Consider the following 17715-nt stretch of genomic DNA (forward strand, 5'->3'; position numbering starts at 1 on the left):
CCCGGCCGTCTACCTGCTGGGGCACGCAAGGCGTGCCCCTTTTTACAGCCGCTTTCGGCATGGAACACAGTCCCCCTGATGAAGCACATTCGTAATTTCTCCATCATCGCGCATATCGACCACGGCAAATCTACCCTGGCGGATCGCTTTATCCAGTTTTGCGGCGGCCTTGAGCTGCGCGAGATGTCTGAGCAAGTGCTCGACTCGATGGATATCGAAAAAGAACGCGGCATCACTATCAAGGCGCAAACCGCCGCGCTGACTTACAAAGCGCTCGATGGCCAGATCTACAACCTTAACCTGATCGATACCCCGGGCCACGTCGACTTCAGCTACGAAGTCAGCCGTTCGCTGGCCGCGTGCGAAGGCGCGCTGCTGGTGGTGGATGCCTCGCAAGGCGTTGAGGCGCAAACCGTCGCTAACTGTTACACCGCGATCGAGCAGGGCGTGGAAGTGGTCGCCGTGCTTAACAAGATCGACTTGCCCGCCGCTGAACCCGAGCGCGTGATCCAGGAAATCGAAGACATCGTCGGCATTGAAGCCATCGACGCTGTCCGCGCTTCGGCCAAAAGCGGCATCGGCATTCAGGACATCCTCGAAGAAGTCGTGCGCAAGGTTCCCGCACCGCGTGGCAACCCGGATGGCCCGCTCAAAGCGTTGATTGTCGATTCGTGGTTCGATAACTACGTCGGCGTGGTCATGCTGGTGCGCGTGGTGGATGGTCAGTTGTCGCCGAAAGACAAGATTCTGTTCATGTCGACCAAAGCGCAGCATCTGTGCGAGCAGGTTGGCGTGTTTACGCCGAAGTCGGTGCAGCGCGACGTATTGCGCGCTGGCGAAGTAGGTTTTGTGATCGCCGGGATTAAAGAACTGGCCAGCGCCAAGGTCGGCGATACTATCACCACCGTCAAGAGCCCCGCCGTTGAAGCATTGCCGGGCTTTAAAGAAGTGAAATCGCAGGTGTTTGCCGGTCTGTATCCGGTGGAAAGCCACGATTACGAGTCGCTGCGCGATTCGCTGGAGAAACTGAAGCTCAACGACGCATCGCTGCATTACGAGCCTGAAGTCTCGCAAGCGCTGGGCTTCGGTTTCCGTTGTGGCTTCCTGGGCCTGTTGCACCTTGAAATTGTGCAAGAGCGCCTTGAGCGCGAATTTGATATGGACCTGATCACGACGGCCCCGACCGTGGTGTATCAGCTGGTACTTAAAGGCGGCGAAGTCGTCGAAATCGAAAACCCGTCGCGTCTGCCCGACCCCAGCAAGGTGGAGGAGATTCGCGAGCCCATCATTACCTCGACCATTCTGGTGCCGCAGGATTACGTGGGCGCGGTCATGACGCTGTGTAATCAGAAGCGCGGCGCGCAACGCAATATGCAATACATGGGTCGCCAGGTGTTGCTGACCTACGACCTGCCGATGGCCGAAGTGGTGATGGATTTCTTTGACAAGCTCAAGTCGGTATCGCGTGGTTACGCGTCGCTGGATTATGACTTCAAGGAATTCCGCGCCGAAGACCTGGTCAAGCTGGACGTGCTGGTCAACAGTGAACGCGTCGATGCGTTAAGCCTGATCGTGCACCGTTCGATGAGCGTGTATCGCGGGCGCGAACTGGTGTCCAAAATGCGCGAACTGATTCCGCGCCAGCAGTTTGATATCGCCATCCAGGCCGCAATCGGCAGCCACATCATCGCGCGTGAAACCGTCAAGGCCATGCGTAAAGACGTGCTGGCCAAATGTTATGGCGGCGATATCACGCGGAAGAAAAAGCTGCTTGAGAAACAAAAAGCCGGTAAAAAGCGCATGAAACAGGTGGGCAACGTGGAAATCCCGCAAGAGGCTTTCCTCGCCATTCTGCAAGTCAGCGATAAATAACAAGCAAAAGCTAGCACTGCGGGCCGGCTGATACGGCCCGCGTAACCACCCACAAGGTCTCTGATGAACTGGTATTTGATCGGCGCAATCGTCACGCTGCTTGGCCCCGTCATGATCGCGCTTGGCAACAAGCAGCCGCGCACCGGCACGGAAGCGCCGCAGCTGGTGCAATACGGTTATCTGTTTGCGATTGTGGGTGTGTTCATCCTGCTGGTGCAGCTGTTCTCGATTCCTGGCGCGATGCTGATTTTTGTGGCGCTGACCGGTGCGGTGTGGGCGCTGGACAAGTTCAAGCTCAGCAAAGCGCGCGGCGACAAACAACCGGCCGACTGGGTGGAATACGGCCGTGGTTTCTTTCCGGTGATTCTGGTGGTGTTCTTGCTGCGCTCGTTTGTGGTGGAGCCGTACCAGATTCCGTCGTCGTCGATGCGCCCGGGTCTGGTGGTGGGCGACTTTATTCTGGTCAACAAGTTTTCGTATGGTCTGCGCGTGCCCATCCTGAACAACGTGGCGGTGCCAGTGGGCCATCCGGAACACGGTGACGTGATGGTGTTCAACTATCCCGAAAATCCGTCGATCAACTTTATCAAGCGCGTGATTGGTTTGCCGGGTGACACGGTTGAGTATCGCCACAAGCAGCTCACCATCAACGGTAAAGCGGTGCCCACGTCGGATGCGGGTCAGCTGGAATATGTCGAAGACGGCCAGCGGCTGGAGCGCAACAACCAGTTCCGCGAAACGCAAGGCCCGCACACCTACAGCACGCTGCAAGCCATCGGGAATCCGCCATACGTCATGCTTTCGGAGGTGCGCGACTTTCCGTTCCGCGAAAACTGCCGTTATGATGACGATGGCTTTAGTTGTAAGGTCCCGGATGGTTATTTCTTCATGATGGGCGACAACCGGGACCACTCCGCCGATAGCCGCTACTGGGGCTTCGTGCCGGATAAATACGTGGTCGGCAAGGCTTTCCTGGTGTGGTTTAACCTGCACGATCTGGGCCGTATCGGCACCGTCATACATTGATATTGATGTACCGCGCGAACCGGGCAACATGATCCGGCGCGCTTCAGGGGGTAAATATGCGCAAGCAACAAGGGCTTTCGTTTTTTGGTTTTATTATCGTGGCGGTATTTGTGGCTGCCGTTGCGGTGACGTTCTTTAAAGTGATCCCGGCTTATGTTGAGTACTTCAACATCAAGAAGACGATCAAGACCATCGCCAAGGAAGGCGCTGGCCAGCCGCCGGCGGAAGTACGCAAATCGTTCTCGCGCCATGCGCAGATTGACGATATCGAATCGGTTCAGGCGACTGATCTGCAAATTCAGCAAACCGGTGGCGTGATGAATGTCAGCGTGAGCTATCAGCGCACCGTGCCTTTGGTGGCCAATATCAGCCTGCTGTTTAATTTCGATATTTACGAAAACAGCGGCGCACAGGTAGGTCCATAAGCGTGTCTATTGTTTTACCTCCCGAGCGCCTGCAAAAGGTGCTCGGTTATACCTTTAACGAGCAGCGCCTGATTCGTCAGGCGCTTACTCATCGCAGCTATGCCGCGACACATAACGAACGGCTCGAATTTGTCGGCGACGCCGTTCTCAACGCGGTGGTGGGACGTGCGCTGTTTGTACATTTTCCGCAGCTGAACGAAGGCGAGCTGTCGCGCCTGCGCGCCTCGCTGGTGCGACAGGAGTCGTTGGCCGACGTGGCCAGCACGCTGGACCTGGGCGATTATCTGTCGCTGGGCGAAGGCGAGCTTAAAAGCGGTGGCCATCGTCGCCCGTCGATCCTGGCCGATGCGCTGGAAGCCATTTTTGGCGCGATCTGGCTGGATGGTGGCTTTGAAGCCGCCCAAGGCGTGGTCGAAAGCCTGTTTGTGCCGCGCATCACCGCCATCGACCCCAGCAAGGCCCTTAAAGACCCCAAGACGGCACTGCAGGAATGGCTGCAAGCGCGCCACAAGGCGCTGCCGTTGTACGAGGTTGTACGCCAGGAAGGTGAATCGCCTAATCTGGTGTTTGAGGTGGCTTGCAATGTGCCCGAACTCGCGGTGCAAACCCGCGCGCTGGGTGCCAGTCGTCGTGCCGCCGAGCAAGTGGCCGCAGGCGACGCTTTGGGCATCCTCAAAGAGAAATACCCGGGTAAAGCCGGCAAACGCACCTGACCGGGTGCGGCAGTACCCCGGTGCGCCCGATCTGGCGCGCCGGCATTTTTTCTACACCTGTAGACCCACGCCTGAGTAGCGTGCGTAGACCTTCCTATGGAGCCGAATATGGCTGACTCTGATTTGATTGAAACCACCGAAGAAGCGAGTGCGTTTCCCCCCGATTACCGCTGTGGCTTTGTCGCCATCGTTGGCCGCCCCAACGTCGGCAAATCCACGCTGATGAACCACCTGATTGGCCAGAAAATCAGCATTACCTCGCGCAAGGCCCAAACCACGCGACACCGTGTGACCGGCGTGCTGACTGAGCCGAAAGCGCAGTACGTATTTGTCGATACCCCCGGTTTCCAGACGCGTTATAAAAATGCGCTGAACGATGCGATGAATCGCAACGTCACCACCACGCTGGCCGATGTCGATGTGGTGTTGTTTGTGATCGAAGCGCTCAACTTTGGCCCGGCCGACGAAGCCGTGTTGAAGCTGCTGCCCACCAATCGCCCCGTACTGCTGGTGGTCAACAAGGTTGATGAACTGGCCGACAAGGGCGTGCTGCTGCCGTTTTTGCAACGGGTTTCCGCCGCGTTCAATTTCCACGCCATCGTGCCGGTTTCGGCGATGAAGGCACAAAAGCTGGATGTGCTGATGGAAGCGGTCGCGCCGCTGCTGCCGGTTTCGGTGCCGTTGTATGACGAAGATCAGATCACCGATCGCAACTCGCGTTTTCTGGCCTCGGAAATCATCCGCGAAAAGCTGTTCCGCATGCTGGGCGACGAGCTGCCGTATGCCATGACCGTCGAAATTGAAAAGTTTGACGAAGAAACCATGCGCGATGGCCGTCCGCTGTACAAGATTTATGCCGCCGTGCTGGTGGATCGCGATGGCCAGAAAGCCATTCTGATCGGCAAGAACGGTGAAAAACTCAAGCGCATCAGCACCGATGCCCGCGTCGATATGGAAAAGCTGTTCGACGCCAAGGTGTTCTTGCAAGTGTGGGTCAAGGTCAAGAGTGGTTGGGCCGACGACACGCGCGTGTTGCGTCAGCACGGTTTCGAGTAAGGACCGCCATTGGCCGCGCCCGCGCGCAGCAAGCGCCCCCGCAGTGGTAAAAGCCAGCCGCGCATTGACGCGCAGCCGGTGTTTATCCTGCATCAATACGCTTATCGCGAAACCAGTCGGCTGCTCGATATCTTCAGCCGCGACCATGGCCGGCTGACGGTGGTGGCGCGCGGCGCGCGGCGGCCAGGCTCGCAGCTGCGGGGCGTGTTGATGGCGTTTCAGCCTTTGCTGCTGTCGTGGTTTGGCGGGGGCGAAGTCAAAACGCTGCATGCGGCGGACTGGCAGGGCGGACTGGCTCATCCGGTAGGCTCGCCCTTGCTGTGCGGCTTTTATATCAACGAATTGTTGATGCGCCTGTTGCCGCGTGAAGACCCACATCCCCACCTGTTTGCCGCGTATTACGACGCGGTGCGCCAATTGTCGGTGTTGCCCACCGACGCGGGCGTGCAGGTCGAGCCCATCCTGCGTGGCTTTGAGCTGGCGATGTTATCCGGCCTTGGTTATGGCCTCGATTTTGCTCACGAAGTAAACGGCCAGGCCGTGCAGCCAGCACGCCAGTATGCGTTTGTCGGCGGCCAGGGTTTCTTTGCCGCCGCGCCGGGGCAGGGGCGTTTTGATGGTGAAGTCTTGCTGGAACTGGCCGCGGGCAATGTCACGGGCGAGCGCACGCTGGCCCAGGCCAAGTTATTGATGCGGCAAGCATTGGGCAGCGTACTGGGCGAGCAACCCTTGCACACGCGCCAGTTATTGCTGGATTTGCAGCGCCTCTGATTGTTGCGGCCCGTGGCGCCAGCTCAGCCGTCGCGCCGATAAACCGCTTGGGCAGGTCCGCGCTGTGGCTTATATTTAGGGCATTCCCACCCCGGCACACCCGCTGCCGGACATAACAGGAGTGCCCCGCCATGGCCGGCGCATTATTGCTTGGCGTAAATATCGATCACGTCGCCACCGTGCGTAATGCACGCGATGAACGCAATCCCAGCCCCGTTTTTGCCGCGCAAGTGGCCGAACAAGCGGGGGCCGATCTGATCACCATGTTGCTGCGCAAGGACAGGGGCAATATCCGCGACGAAGACGTGCGGCTCACGCGCGCCTTGCTACAAACGCGGCTTAATCTGGAAATTGCCCTCGACCCCGAATTGCTGGCGTTCGCCATCGACCAGGCCCCCAGCGATGTTTGCCTGGTGCCCGAAACGCGGGACGATGCGGGCATCTGGAGCGGTCTGGATGTGCGCGGTCGTCGCCAGGAAATCGGCGAGTACGTGCGTAAACTGCACGCGGCCAATATTCGCACTTCGATCTTTGTTGATCCGGATTTTGAGCAGATCCGCTTGTGCCACGCGCTGGGCGTATCGGTGGTGGAACTGCATACCGGGCGTTACAGCCGCGCGCGCGATCGCAAAAGCAAAGAGCTGGAATACGCGCGCATCAAAGTGGCCGCCGAATATGCCGCAAATCTGGGCCTGGTGGTCAACGCGGGACACGGGCTTAATTATCACAATGTCGAGCCGATTGCGGCGATTCCTCAGGTTGAGGAACTCAACATCGGCCATGCAATCATATCCCACGCCTTGATCGCGGGCCTGCCCACGGCGGTGCGCGAAATGAAGATGGCGATGACGCGGGCACGGCTGCAAAACCGCCCGCCGCTGGATGACGACGAAGAGCACTGACCCGACGCGCCAATATTTGCGCTGCGGGCCATGCCGTTGGTCGACCATACTGTGGCGTAAGTTCTTTCCCCAGCATCTTCTGGTTTGGGGCTGTCGGGTATTGTAATAATCTAGGAGCTCGTTATGATTACGATCGATCAACAAGCCGACTATGTTGCGGTGAGTGTGTTTGCCGAATTCACGCTGCATGACTTTCGTGAATTTGAAGAAAACGTGCTGTATCGCATCCAGTTTGAAGGCAAGCCCAACCTGTTGTTTGATATGACCGCAATGTCGGGCTACACCATCGACACCATGGTGGAAGAAGTGAAGTTCGGGCGCAAACATCGCGCCGATTTTGGTCGGGTCGCCATCGTAAGCAGCGACCAGTGGGTAACGTGGACGGCGTGGCTCAACCAGTTGTTTTCTGAAGCACAGATCCAGGTCTTTGACCGCGTAGACGATGCCCGTTTCTGGGTAGAACGTGGTGATGGCGGGGTAGCCGCCGCATAAAAACCAGAATAAATACACTAGAGCACAACAAGCATGCGTGATTTGCTGAACAACCTGTTTGCCCGCGACAAATCGCCGCTGTCTTCGCCCAAGGCGGCGGCCGCCTGGTGCGCCCGGCTGCAAGAAGTCGATTCGCAAGCGCAGCGCGAGCGCGTCGCCGCGGTAGTGCGCGAATTTCTGCAGACGCAGCGCCCGGTAGCGCCAGACCAGTTGCAATCGCTGCTGCTGGTAGATGAAGAAGCGCAAACGGCGCTGGAAACCATTCGCGATCAGTATGTGGCCAATCCACGCATGGCCAAAAACATCGAACAAAAGCTGTTTGAAGACATCGTCGGATTCGCCGAATCGATGGTGCAGGCCTACGGCCGCTTTGTGCTGCTGGAAACCAGTACCCCAGAAAAAATGGTGTGGCGGCCTTATCTGCCGCAAGCCATCGCGCGCAGCCTGCACTACCTGGCCATCATCGCCAAATGGCACTACTTTCGCTTTGACAAGGTGCCCGGCAAGCTCTGGTCGCAGGCGCACAGCCTGTATCGCTTGTCCGAGATCGAAGGTTTCGACAGCAATCCGTTTGCGCTGTACGGCCAGAAAGAAGGCCGCGTGTCTTCGTGTGCCGATGAATACATCCAGCTGCTGATGCTAAACACCGTCTCGGCCAACAATCTGTCGGTGCGCCAGATGGACTGGGTGGATGACTGGCTGGATGTGTGGTCGCACGACGTCCAGATTTCGCGCCGCTTTTTGCCCGATCGCCACCACTACTGCGTCAATCTCACCGACAAACAAGGCCCGGAAAAAGTCCGCGACGACGCCCACGGCGAGCCATATCGCTACTGGGGCATTTTTGAAATGCTCAACGGTGTACAGGAATGGCTGCGCCGGCTGGAAGCGGGCTCCACGCCGCAATCGCTGGGCATGAAGGCCGATTGCCGTTCCGCCGCATGCATCGAACTGCTCAAGCACCTGGAGGTGTACTGGAGCATGTCGATCCGCAATGCGCAGGTGCAGCGCAGCCATCGCCACAACGTCAGCAAGACCGCGGACGTGGTGCATGGGCTGGACCGGTTGTTCAAACATGTGCGCGCCGATAACGAGAAATACGCCGCCGCCCAACCTGACAAGGCCAAAGAAGTAGTCGATTACGACGAAGTGCTGGATATGCGCCTGTACGGCTTTGTCTCGTCGCGCACGCGCAACAAGCAAGCGCAAAGCGCGCAGCACGCGGTGCAGGTGGCCAAAGACTGGCAGAGCTGGAATATCGAAAACGAATCGGAAGGCGGTTACGGCGCCATCCTGCCGATTGCCAATAACGAATGGGCGCGCCCGGGCGAACTGGTCGGCATGCGGTTTGCACCCGAGGAAAGCTGGCGCGTTTGCGTATTGCGCCGGCTATCGCGGCTGAACGAATTTGAAGTGTATGGCGGCGTGCAAGTGCTGTCGGCCACGCCGGTGGCAGTGCAGATGCGCACCGACGCGCCCGCGCATCATCAGCACGCCACATTGGCGCTCGGGGATTTCGAGGCCATCGATGGCTCCGCGCTGCAAACCACGGGCACGGCGCTATATGTACCGCACGAGATCGACGGCACCAGCGTAAATACACTGCTGCTGCATTCGGCCGATTTTGCCGCCGGCCGTATCTACCAGGTGCAAGCGCGGGATCGGCGTTTTACCGTCAGCCTGGGCGCGCAGCTGGAAAAAGGGGTGGACTGGATCTGGGTCACCGTTACGGTGCTCAGCCAATCGTCATAAAAAAACCCCGCTCAGGCGGGGTTTTTTTCAGGCCAGTACTTTGCGCAAAAAGGCGCCGATGGCCTGTAATTCCGGCACGCACACCGAATGCTGCATCGGGTAGTGCTGCCATTGCACCGGATTACCCAGCGCTTCGGTTTGCGCGCGGGCACGGTCGCCCAGCACATACGGCACCACCGGGTCTTGCAGACCGTGCGCGGCGAACACCGGCGTGCCGCGGTTGATGTTATTGGCTGAGTTATTGATCAAGCTGGCGGAAGGCCAGTAGGTCGACAGCGCTACAATTCCCGCCAGCTTGTCCGGATAAGTCAGGCCGGCGCTATAGGCAATGGCGCCGCCTTGCGAGAATCCGGCCAGCACGATGCGCTTGGTCGCGATGCCATCTCGATTAAGCTGCGCGATCATCGCCGCCACCGCCGCAATCGACTGGCGTACCCCGTTCTCATCCGCATGCCGATCAATATCGTCAAAATAAAGAATGTCGTACCACGCGCGCATCACGTAGCCGTTGTTGCAGGTAATCGGCATATGCGGCGCGTGCGGAAACACAAAGCGCACCGCCAGTTCGGGCGGCAAACCCAGCTGCGGCAAGACGCCGGCAAAATCGCTGCCGTCCGCGCCCAGACCGTGCATCCAGATCACGGCGGCAGTGGGGTTGGCACCGGTATCAATCTCGATGGCGTCAAGCAGGGGAGTATCACTCATGCAGATTTCTCTCAGACCGTAGGCGCGGGTTTGATTGCTGATTTGGGTCGGAACGCGGCCACGACCTGCGCGTCGGTTTCGATATACGGGCCATCCAGCAGCTGGATGCAATAAGGCACCGCCGCAAAGATGCCGGGTACCACGGTCTTGCCGTCGGCGTCTTTCAGGCCTTCCAGTGTTTCGCGGATGGCTTTGGGTTGGCCGGGCAGATTAAGAATCAGGCTTTGCTTGCGGATCACACCCACCTGGCGCGACAGGATCGCCGTCGGCACAAACTTCAGGCTGACCTGACGCATCTGCTCGCCAAACCCCGGCATCTCGCGATCCGCCACCGCCAGCGTGGCATCCGGCGTTACATCGCGCAGCGCCGGGCCAGTGCCGCCCGTGGTCAGCACCAGATGGCAGCCGGTGGTATCCACCAGCTCAATCAGCGTGCTTTCGATTTCCGCTTGCTCATCCGGGATCAGCCGCGTGTGCATTTCAAATGGCGTAGTCAGCGCCGACGTCAGCCATTCGCGCAAAGCCGGGATGCCTTGATCGGTGTACACGCCCTGGCTGGCGCGATCAGACACCGACACCAATCCTATCTGCAAAGTCATCGCGCTTTACTCCGCGCTGGCCAACAACAGGCCGTCGGCCGTGCGTGTCAGCTTGAGGTCGTGATAATGATTGATTTGCCGATGCGCCAGGCCGGTCTTGTCCGCGCCCGCCGCATGTGCAATCGCCACCACGTGCATACCCGCGGCATGGGCAGAACGGATGCCGCTATCGGCGTCTTCAAACGCAATGCAGTCTTCCGGCGCAAAACGCAACGCCGCCGCGCCACGCTGATAAGCCTCGGGGTGCGGCTTGCCAATATTCACTTCTGCCGCGCCGATAATCACTTCGGGCGCAGGCACACCGGCCACACGCAATTTGGCCAGCGCAATATCGCGGGGCGCGGATGTAACCACTGCCCATTCATGCGGCTGCAACTGGCGCACAAAATCAGCCGCGCCGGGGATTTGCGTAATGCCGGTCATGTCGGCCATTTCTTCGGCCAGCAAGGCGGTTACTTCGGCTTGCGCGTCCATATGCGGCGCGACAATCTGGATGGTCTCCACGCCGCGACGGCCGTGCACAAACTGCAGCAGATATTCCGGGTCGATGGCGTGACGCGCCGCCCAGCCGTGCCAGATGCGCTCGATCAGCGGCGTCGAGTCAACCAGCGTGCCATCCATATCAAACAGAAAACCGCGCGCTTGTGCTTGCCAGCTCATTGATTCATTCCTCGTGGGCGTCATCATCAAGCTCAACCGCGCCGGTGCCGTCGGCACGGGGCAGGGCAGGCTCGGGGATATAGTCTTTCAGCAACTGGAACAGCTCGCGATACGCCTTGGGCGGCTTTTGCTGTTCGCGCTCTTTGAGTGCATTGCGGATCAGTTGGCGCAGATGCTGCACGTCCGCTTGCGGATGCTCGGCCACAAACGCTTCGATGGCCTTGCTGTCGCTCAGCATCTGCTCGCGCGTGCGTTCCAGCTTGTGCAGCCAGGCGTTGTGTTCGTCGGATGTGCCGGCCATGCGGTCCAGCAAGGCCTGGATCGGCTCCGGGTCCACCTGACGCATCAATTTCCCGATAAATTGTTTTTGCCGCGATAGCGCACCGTGGCTGCGCAGGCGCTTGCATTCGCGGATGGCCTCGACCAGCCGCTCGGGCAGGCCCAATGTGGAAACCACTTTGATATCGAGGGCGACCAGTTGCTCACCCAGTTCTTGCAGGCGGGTGGAATCACGCTTTGCTTGCGATTTACTGATCAGTTCCACGTCATCGTCGTGGTCGAACGCTTCATTGTGTGCCATGTGCATCAAGCCGATATTGCAAAAGCCGCATGATAACACTGCTCAAGCGTGCGCCGTTCCGGGGCCGCCTAGCGATAGGGCACAAAACCAAGGCAGCGGAACATCACCGAAGCATGAATACAACTGCAATCAGCCCAGGCGCGCGGGTCGCCCTGCGCCAGCGCGCGCCAGAACCAGCGCGCCGCCACAAAACGCTGCAACTGGGCGTTCGGCCCCGCTGCCACGGGCAGCAAGCCGGTCATATACATGCGGCTGACCGGATAAAACGCGCGCTCTTCGCCGGCCAGCGCAGCCGCCAGCATATAGCGCGAGCCCATCGCCGCATCGACCGCCACCCGCTGCCCCCGCAAATACGCCACCGCCACATTCCACGCCGCTTTGCCCATGCCCCGGGCGGCCAGTTGCTTGAACTGCTCAATGGGCTGCGCGCCCGAATCCGCCAGCAACAGCATGCGCACTGCGGCGTTGTAGTCCAGCTTGTCTTGTTCGGATAAGGTCATGTCGTGCTCCAGGGCGGGCAACTCCGGCGGTCGGAACTGCGGCACGGGACTATCGCAGCCGGCACGCGTTTTGAGCTATCAGATGATTCTCGACGTGGCGCGGCAGGGGCTCTGGCGAAAGCGTAGTCCAGCGCCGCCCGATTTGCGCTGCAAGCCGCTGCACCGCTCGACAGCGGGCATCGCCTGTGGTGCCATGAGCGGCCGGGCACGCATCTCGGCCGTGCCAGAACCCTGATTACGTGGATGCAATGACACAAAATTATTCAGTATTAATGGTTTGCACCGGCAATATCTGCAAGTGACCTGCAGGCCGCGCCGTTATTGGCCGGTCACCTTTTGTGTCAATGATTGTGTCACTCTGCCGGAAGTTTTACCGTAACCCATTCGCCTCGCATGTCGCCATATAAGGCCGACATCTCTTCCGATTTGTGGCCGAGCAAGTCCATCGTATTGACGCCGATTTCGTCGTACAGCCGTTTTGCCAGTGAGCGAATTTCGTGAAACGTAGGCGGGTCTTTTCCTTCCCAAAACGCCATTGCCGTTTCGTTATCGAGCTTTCGCACCGCGCGAGTGAAGGCTTTGCTAAGCGCGTGCTCATGCACCCGGTCGCCCGGTTTTGAAAGCGTTCTTGCCGAGACGTGGTGTATTAAATGGGTGGCTTCGACGAAGCCAAGTGCTCTGATCTGATCGATTACTTGCCCTAGCGAAAGGTCTAGAGCAGGGAGGCGTATTGCCAGCGGTACGCGGATCGGATGCCCTTCTTTGTCCTGGACGATATGCAGGTAGCCTTCGCGAATGTCGGAGAACTTCATTTGGCAGATATCGCCAATGCGCTGGCCGGTCAGTAGCGCTAATTGCATACCATGTTTTGCCCAAGGCGAATCGACCAAGGCAAGGATCGCTTTATATTGGTCAAGAGACAGGCGCGAGCGCTTCACCTGCGGAGTAGGTGCGCGAGTCACTTTCGCGGGGTTTTGGCCAAGCGATATCCACCCGGCCGCTTCTGCTTCATTAAAGCAATCGATCATGAACGAGCGAATGGACTGCGCAAGGCGCTGCTTGCCCGCTTCGAGCGTCTTCTCAATAAGGTCGCTGCATTGGCGGGTCGTCACATTGGCGATCAGCGTATCGCCGAAATGCTCCCGCAATACTTTAAGGCGGGATCGGTCGGTCTTTAGCGTGTTGTAACTGCGTGGAGCATTGCGCTTGCCTGGCCGACGCGTAAGTACGGCATCGAATCGGTCCAGCCAGGCACCGACGGTGTGGACGTCCGCGCCGGATAGACGATCGACCAGGGATGCTTTTGGGCTTCGGGTTGCTAGCGCGACAGCATTTGCCTCCCGGACCTGTGACGCCGCGTCTGCGAAATCATAGCCAAGGCCGTATTCCTTGCCGGTGCGAGGATCGCGCCAGTAGTAGTACAGGCCTTTGGCCTTTTCGCGAGCCAGGAGGTGATCCGGCCAGTTGCGCCGACTTCGATGTCGCCGACCGGCCATTTATGCGATCCGTTCAACAAGGCGCGGCGCGGCCGTTTTCTTCGGCTGACGCTTGCGGGTGGGCGCGGCTGCAGTGAGGCCGACCAATTGGGCCTTATCATCGACCCAATAGTTTCGATTGCAAAATTGGGGTGCAGGGCTAATGCGTCCCTCTTTACGCCACTTGTACAGTGTCTGGCGGCACGGTGCGGGCATGAAGTTGCGTGCAGCCCATTCAGCGAGAGTAATTTTCATTGGTAAATCTCACGTTGCATGCGCTCAATGGCGCGGTCTTCGTTGTTCCAGCGTGCCAAGCGGCGCGCACGCTGTTCAGGAGTTTCGGTGGGTGTGGCGGGCCGGGCCGAGCGGGCCTGCAGCGTCTTGTGCCGCCAGTCACTTGTGGCCAGATCCGCTGATGACTTTGTTTTGCTCATGCTTTTAAACGCTCCAGTTCATCAAGCACGCTGAACCAAGTGGTCGCGCTCGTTTGGTCACAAAGGCCATAAGAAGAAGAGCAGCTGTTCACTTCCTCGGCTTGAGCGAGCAGGTCGTACTGGCGGCCGCCGCGCGTGGTCTTCGCCCATTCGATGACCTGCGCGATTTTTGATCTGGAGAAAATGGCGGCGGGGCTGCCTTTTTCGTCCGTCTTATGAAAGAACGTGGAATAGCCGCGTTTGCTGCAGCTTGAAACGATGGTTTCCCATTCGGCCAGGCGCGATGTGTGGTGGGGCAGCCGGGCCGCTGCCCGACGGATTTCGCCTTTTCCTGCGTTGATGCATAGCATGCAGCCCACACGATTAAACCCTTGGAGATAAAGCGGGTTGGGGCGAATGCTTTTCTTCGCGCAGTAAGCGAACACCTCCAGCGCCGTCCACGCGGCAATGGGCCGGTAAATGTAGAGGTTAGGCGCGACGCGTTCCAAAGTTGCGACGTTCGCTCGCGCGTCTGACTCGTCGCGTCGAACGCCTTGCCAGGACACGACGGTATGACCCTGATCCATGAGCTCCATATGGAACTCGACTGCTAGGTCTCGCTTCAGTCGCTCAGTGCAAAACTGGGCCATCCGAGAAGGAAAGCGGCCCTTTAGCATGCAGAGGTCAAGGAACGGATTTCCCGTCGGATGCAACGCAGCTAACGCGCGACGTTTCGCCTTGTTCGACCATCGGACGCGACGGCCTCCGCCGATTTTTTTTGTCTTCTGAACGGGGACCAGCACTTGTTCTCTGTTCACATTGGCTTTCCGCATGATCAGGTTGCCGCGGCCATCCCGCTTCGGTACTGGGTTGCCTTCCGCGTCGAAAACGGGGGTGGTGTCATACTCTCGACGTGTGCGCTGGTCGCCGGCAATAAATTCGCGTTTGCGCGCGAATTCGGGAGCAAAGTCGGCGCGAAGCCGGTGAATGCGAATACCGAAATGCCGTTCGAGATAATCCAGGTAGGCGAAGACGGCCTCGTCTTCGTTGCCGGTGTCGCAGAAAATCGCAACGACTTTGGAAGCGCCAAACCTCTCGATCGCGAGCTGCAACGTGGCGGTGCTGTCCTTGCCAGCGCTGACGCTGATGACGTGTTTAATGCTCATAGGTGATACCCCAGCGCCAACTGGCCCGTTAGCGCCGCTGCTTTCTCTGCGGCTGCGCCGACAGCATGATTGAGGCGTACCAGGCGGCCTTGGGTGTAGCCATCAGTGGCCACGGCGAAATCAACAACAGTTAGCTTCCGGGCGGCATTACGGTTCTTCGGCTTCATCGTGCCGGCTGTGGGGTATTTCGTCGTGATGAAGGCCTCGATGGCCAGCTCGGCTTTTGTGCCAGCGAACTCGCGGACATGTTCACGCAGGCCGAGAACGAACTGTTCGCAAAAAAGGTCTGCGCGGGCAGTACGTGTTTTGGCCAGCAATCGCCTGCATGCAGGCGACCGCAGTAATTCGGCACGGGCCGCCTTGATGCGGCGATTGAGGATCGTGTGGGCGTAGCCAGCGATTTCGGACTGAACGGCCGGGCCGATAAACCGCCATTCGCCTGCTGTTGCACACGCGACAAACATGACCCCGCAACCAAACGCACCAGCGACGGTGTCGGCAAGGCCAGACTCCCAGCGCGCAGGCGTTTTGCGGGCGTTCGCACGTGCGCTGGTTTGCGTGACTTCGGCGGCTAAAAGCTGGGCCTCATCGACACCGAATTTTTCGATTAACGCTTGTGCTTGGCGCAATGCGACGCCAGCCTCGTGGCCATTAGCGCTTTTTGCCAGCGCCATGCATTTGCGGATTTTTGCAATTGCAGTTTGCTTGTCCATTATTCCGCCTCCACTCGCACGAATTCGATAACCCAGACCCAAGGGTTCTCGTCCCAAGAGCCAGGGCCATGTATGCCGTCCCATGCTGCCGTAAAGCGCTCGATTGCCTCCCGGCATGTCATGCGCTCATCAGGGTGGGTGACGCCCTCGCGCTCCACGTCCGATGGATCCATGCTCTGGAGTAGCTCGACGCGCACGTCGGTGATTTCGAGCAGGATGCGACTGGCCCAGCGGGGCATATGGATGCTGGGGCGCCAGAGGTCATTGTCACGATCCCGGGTTGCGAGATATTCCACGCGGACGCAATGCTTTTGATCGGGCACATAGCGAGCGACACCCAGCTGCCGTGGCTCATGGGGAGAATTGATGGTCACTAGTCCGCGCCAAGTCTCTCGCACCCAAAGCCGGTCGCCCGGCCGACCATAGGGGCACAGCTCAATGATCTTGTCCTTGGCGTTAGGCCAGATCAGGAATTTTGTCGCGGTGATCGGATAAGACCACGCTGCAAACATGCCGCACACGTCCTCGTAGGACATCTGAGGTTTCATGATTCGACGGGTCATTGTTTTTCTGCCATCGAGCAGCGCGCTCACCATCGGCGCAGAAAACAGAATCGGTCGCTCTTTCATGCGGCCTCCGCTGCGACAAATAGCTCGACCTGCCGCTGCAGCGATTGCAGCGTGCCGTAGTTCATGAGATTGCGATCAATGTGGCGACGGTCGAAAGCGTGCTCGGTGGTATGACCACTGTGGCCATGGCCCGGACGCGTGAGCTGCCAGACCTCGCCACCTTTTGCATGAACGAACAACGCCTCTGCATTCACTTGGCTGGCGCGCTCGCCGGGGTTGACGCGCACATCGCTGATCACCACTGTGCGGCCGGGCAGCACATCGAGGCGGTCTTGCATCGCGTCGATGAAGTAGTGCGGATTGGTGGCGCGGCGGTAATCGCCCCATGTCTGCATGATCCAACGGGGCGAGCGCTCGCGTGTTTCCATGGCGCTCAAGCTGTAGTCGAGGCGCTCGAAGGTGCCTTCGTCTATTCCGTGGTACCACAAAACAAAGCTGCGATCGCGGCAATAGGTAAACGCCAGCCTGTGCATCGGCGTGCTCTTGGTCTCGCGCTCCAGCAGCATTTGCTCCGATACATCGAAGGCATCGCAAATTTCGGCGCGCAGTTTGTCGGCAAAGGCCAGCTTGGTGTAGCCATGTTTGGCCACCAGAAAATCGGCAACGGTATCTTTGCCGCTGCCGGCAGGGCCGGTCAGGCCGATCAGGTTAAGAGCCATGTGATTGGGTCTCCATGTCATCAAGAACGGGTTTCCAGAGTGCATTCAGCAGCCACACCATCAGGCCAAAGACGCACAGGGAAAAAATGAGTTGGCTGACGCCGCCAAGGGCCACATCGGCCCATACCAGGGTGACGTAGGTGAGCACCATTGCAATGAGGTGGAGCAGCGCGAACGCGATGAGAATTCGAGTGCGCGACGTCATGCTGCGACCCTCAGGCCATCGTCTTGCGGCGGCAGTCGGATCGTCTTGCGCGCTTCGTACTGCACGCCGTGGCGGTCCATGGGGTGGATCGTCCAGCCGCGTTGTTTCCAGCTGCCGAAATCCACATCAAGCAGGCCGTCGCCTTCGCTGCGCAGGGACACGCGGATCGTGTGGGTGCTGGTCATATGTCAGTTCTCGCGATTTGAATGTCTGGATCGCGGACGTTCTGGATCGCGGCGATTGCCTGCGACAGGTGATCGCGAATGACGCCCAAAAGATAGCCGTCGTCGTCGCGTGCCAAGCATTGGGTGGCGGTGCTGATGTGGCGTTGCGCTTCGCCCAGGTTGTAGATGTGTTCGCAGTTGGGATGCTTCACTACTTGCTCCGATGGGGAGTGCGTGG

The 17715-nt window shown here is 59.0% G+C and carries 24 protein-coding genes; 9 read left to right on the forward strand and 15 right to left on the reverse strand.

The features are described from left to right. Positions 1 to 78: 78 nt before the first annotated feature. The 9 genes from lepA (at position 79) to WG78_RS10780 (ending at position 9009) form a co-directional block, all read left to right on the forward strand. Complete coding sequence (lepA, locus tag WG78_RS10740; RefSeq protein ID WP_053937819.1) at positions 79 to 1872, forward strand: translation elongation factor 4; 1794 nt, start codon at positions 79 to 81, stop codon at positions 1870 to 1872. A 63-nt stretch (positions 1873 to 1935) separates the two neighbouring features. Then, on the forward strand, positions 1936 to 2898 hold the full coding sequence (gene lepB, locus WG78_RS10745; RefSeq protein ID WP_053937820.1) for a signal peptidase I: 963 nt from the start codon (positions 1936 to 1938) through the stop codon (positions 2896 to 2898). 56 nt (positions 2899 to 2954) lie between these two features. After that, positions 2955 to 3323: a DUF4845 domain-containing protein gene (locus tag WG78_RS10750; protein WP_053937821.1), complete on the forward strand. Its 369-nt coding sequence runs from the start codon at positions 2955 to 2957 to the stop codon at positions 3321 to 3323. A gap of 2 nt (positions 3324 to 3325) precedes the next feature. Next, positions 3326 to 4036, forward strand: a complete 711-nt coding sequence (gene rnc / locus WG78_RS10755) for a ribonuclease III (protein ID WP_083458922.1) — start codon at positions 3326 to 3328, stop codon at positions 4034 to 4036. A gap of 108 nt (positions 4037 to 4144) precedes the next feature. Continuing rightward, positions 4145 to 5092 (forward strand): GTPase Era, encoded by a 948-nt coding sequence (era, locus tag WG78_RS10760; RefSeq protein WP_053937962.1) that lies wholly within the window; start codon positions 4145 to 4147, stop codon positions 5090 to 5092. Positions 5093 to 5101: 9 nt separating this feature from the next. Beyond that, positions 5102 to 5863, forward strand: a complete 762-nt coding sequence (gene recO, locus WG78_RS10765; protein WP_053937822.1) for a DNA repair protein RecO — start codon at positions 5102 to 5104, stop codon at positions 5861 to 5863. 131 nt (positions 5864 to 5994) lie between these two features. Continuing rightward, positions 5995 to 6765: a pyridoxine 5'-phosphate synthase gene (locus tag WG78_RS10770; protein ID WP_053937823.1), complete on the forward strand. Its 771-nt coding sequence runs from the start codon at positions 5995 to 5997 to the stop codon at positions 6763 to 6765. A gap of 123 nt (positions 6766 to 6888) precedes the next feature. Beyond that, positions 6889 to 7257 (forward strand): SpoIIAA family protein, encoded by a 369-nt coding sequence (locus tag WG78_RS10775; protein ID WP_053937824.1) that lies wholly within the window; start codon positions 6889 to 6891, stop codon positions 7255 to 7257. 33 nt (positions 7258 to 7290) lie between these two features. Then, positions 7291 to 9009, forward strand: coding sequence for a cyclic-di-GMP receptor FimW-related protein (locus tag WG78_RS10780; RefSeq protein WP_053937825.1), 1719 nt, complete (start codon positions 7291 to 7293; stop codon positions 9007 to 9009). Positions 9010 to 9036: 27 nt separating this feature from the next. Here WG78_RS10780 and WG78_RS10785 read toward each other — a convergent pair whose 3' ends face one another. The 15 genes from WG78_RS10785 to WG78_RS10855 all read right to left on the reverse strand — a co-directional run bounded on the left by WG78_RS10785 (position 9037) and on the right by WG78_RS10855 (position 17689). Further along, entirely contained in the window at positions 9037 to 9714 is a 678-nt protein-coding gene (locus WG78_RS10785; protein WP_053937826.1) for an alpha/beta hydrolase, read from the reverse strand. 11 nt (positions 9715 to 9725) lie between these two features. Continuing rightward, positions 9726 to 10313: a molybdopterin adenylyltransferase gene (mog, locus tag WG78_RS10790; RefSeq protein WP_053937827.1), complete on the reverse strand. Its 588-nt coding sequence runs from the start codon at positions 10311 to 10313 to the stop codon at positions 9726 to 9728. A 6-nt stretch (positions 10314 to 10319) separates the two neighbouring features. Next, the gene (locus tag WG78_RS10795) at positions 10320 to 10973 is read right to left on the reverse strand and encodes an HAD-IA family hydrolase (RefSeq protein WP_053937828.1); all 654 of its coding nucleotides are present in this window, start codon (positions 10971 to 10973) and stop codon (positions 10320 to 10322) included. Between the two features lie 4 nt (positions 10974 to 10977). Beyond that, positions 10978 to 11553, reverse strand: coding sequence for a ribosome biogenesis factor YjgA (gene yjgA / locus WG78_RS10800; protein WP_053937963.1), 576 nt, complete (start codon positions 11551 to 11553; stop codon positions 10978 to 10980). 68 nt (positions 11554 to 11621) lie between these two features. Next, the gene (locus tag WG78_RS10805) at positions 11622 to 12053 is read right to left on the reverse strand and encodes an SEL1-like repeat protein (protein WP_053937829.1); all 432 of its coding nucleotides are present in this window, start codon (positions 12051 to 12053) and stop codon (positions 11622 to 11624) included. Positions 12054 to 12406: 353 nt separating this feature from the next. After that, complete coding sequence (locus WG78_RS10810; RefSeq protein ID WP_053937830.1) at positions 12407 to 13549, reverse strand: tyrosine-type recombinase/integrase; 1143 nt, start codon at positions 13547 to 13549, stop codon at positions 12407 to 12409. Further along, entirely contained in the window at positions 13550 to 13783 is a 234-nt protein-coding gene (locus tag WG78_RS10815) for an excisionase (RefSeq protein ID WP_053937831.1), read from the reverse strand. It lies immediately after the preceding gene. Beyond that, entirely contained in the window at positions 13780 to 13962 is a 183-nt protein-coding gene (locus WG78_RS10820; RefSeq protein ID WP_053937832.1) for a hypothetical protein, read from the reverse strand. Before WG78_RS10820 ends, WG78_RS10815 begins: the two co-directional genes overlap by 4 nt. Further along, a complete protein-coding gene (locus tag WG78_RS10825; RefSeq protein WP_053937833.1) occupies positions 13959 to 15107 on the reverse strand; it encodes a phosphoadenosine phosphosulfate reductase domain-containing protein in 1149 nt (382 codons plus the stop codon). The genes WG78_RS10820 and WG78_RS10825 overlap by 4 nt, the downstream gene beginning before the upstream one ends. Further along, positions 15104 to 15820 carry a DUF2786 domain-containing protein gene (locus tag WG78_RS10830; RefSeq protein ID WP_053937834.1) on the reverse strand — a complete coding sequence of 239 codons (717 nt, stop codon included), beginning with the start codon at positions 15818 to 15820 and terminating at the stop codon, positions 15104 to 15106. Before WG78_RS10830 ends, WG78_RS10825 begins: the two co-directional genes overlap by 4 nt. Beyond that, positions 15820 to 16449, reverse strand: coding sequence for a hypothetical protein (locus WG78_RS10835; protein ID WP_053937835.1), 630 nt, complete (start codon positions 16447 to 16449; stop codon positions 15820 to 15822). The genes WG78_RS10830 and WG78_RS10835 overlap by 1 nt, the downstream gene beginning before the upstream one ends. Continuing rightward, the gene (locus WG78_RS10840; protein WP_053937836.1) at positions 16446 to 17108 is read right to left on the reverse strand and encodes a nucleoside/nucleotide kinase family protein; all 663 of its coding nucleotides are present in this window, start codon (positions 17106 to 17108) and stop codon (positions 16446 to 16448) included. The genes WG78_RS10835 and WG78_RS10840 overlap by 4 nt, the downstream gene beginning before the upstream one ends. Continuing rightward, on the reverse strand, positions 17098 to 17313 hold the full coding sequence (locus WG78_RS10845; protein ID WP_053937837.1) for a hypothetical protein: 216 nt from the start codon (positions 17311 to 17313) through the stop codon (positions 17098 to 17100). The genes WG78_RS10840 and WG78_RS10845 overlap by 11 nt, the downstream gene beginning before the upstream one ends. Beyond that, positions 17310 to 17498 (reverse strand): hypothetical protein, encoded by a 189-nt coding sequence (locus WG78_RS10850; RefSeq protein WP_053937838.1) that lies wholly within the window; start codon positions 17496 to 17498, stop codon positions 17310 to 17312. The genes WG78_RS10845 and WG78_RS10850 overlap by 4 nt, the downstream gene beginning before the upstream one ends. Then, positions 17495 to 17689 carry a hypothetical protein gene (locus WG78_RS10855; protein ID WP_053937839.1) on the reverse strand — a complete coding sequence of 65 codons (195 nt, stop codon included), beginning with the start codon at positions 17687 to 17689 and terminating at the stop codon, positions 17495 to 17497. Before WG78_RS10855 ends, WG78_RS10850 begins: the two co-directional genes overlap by 4 nt. Positions 17690 to 17715 lie beyond the last annotated feature (26 nt).

It is taken from the genome of Amantichitinum ursilacus, from assembly GCF_001294205.1.
GTDB classification, from domain to species: domain Bacteria; phylum Pseudomonadota; class Gammaproteobacteria; order Burkholderiales; family Chitinibacteraceae; genus Amantichitinum; species Amantichitinum ursilacus.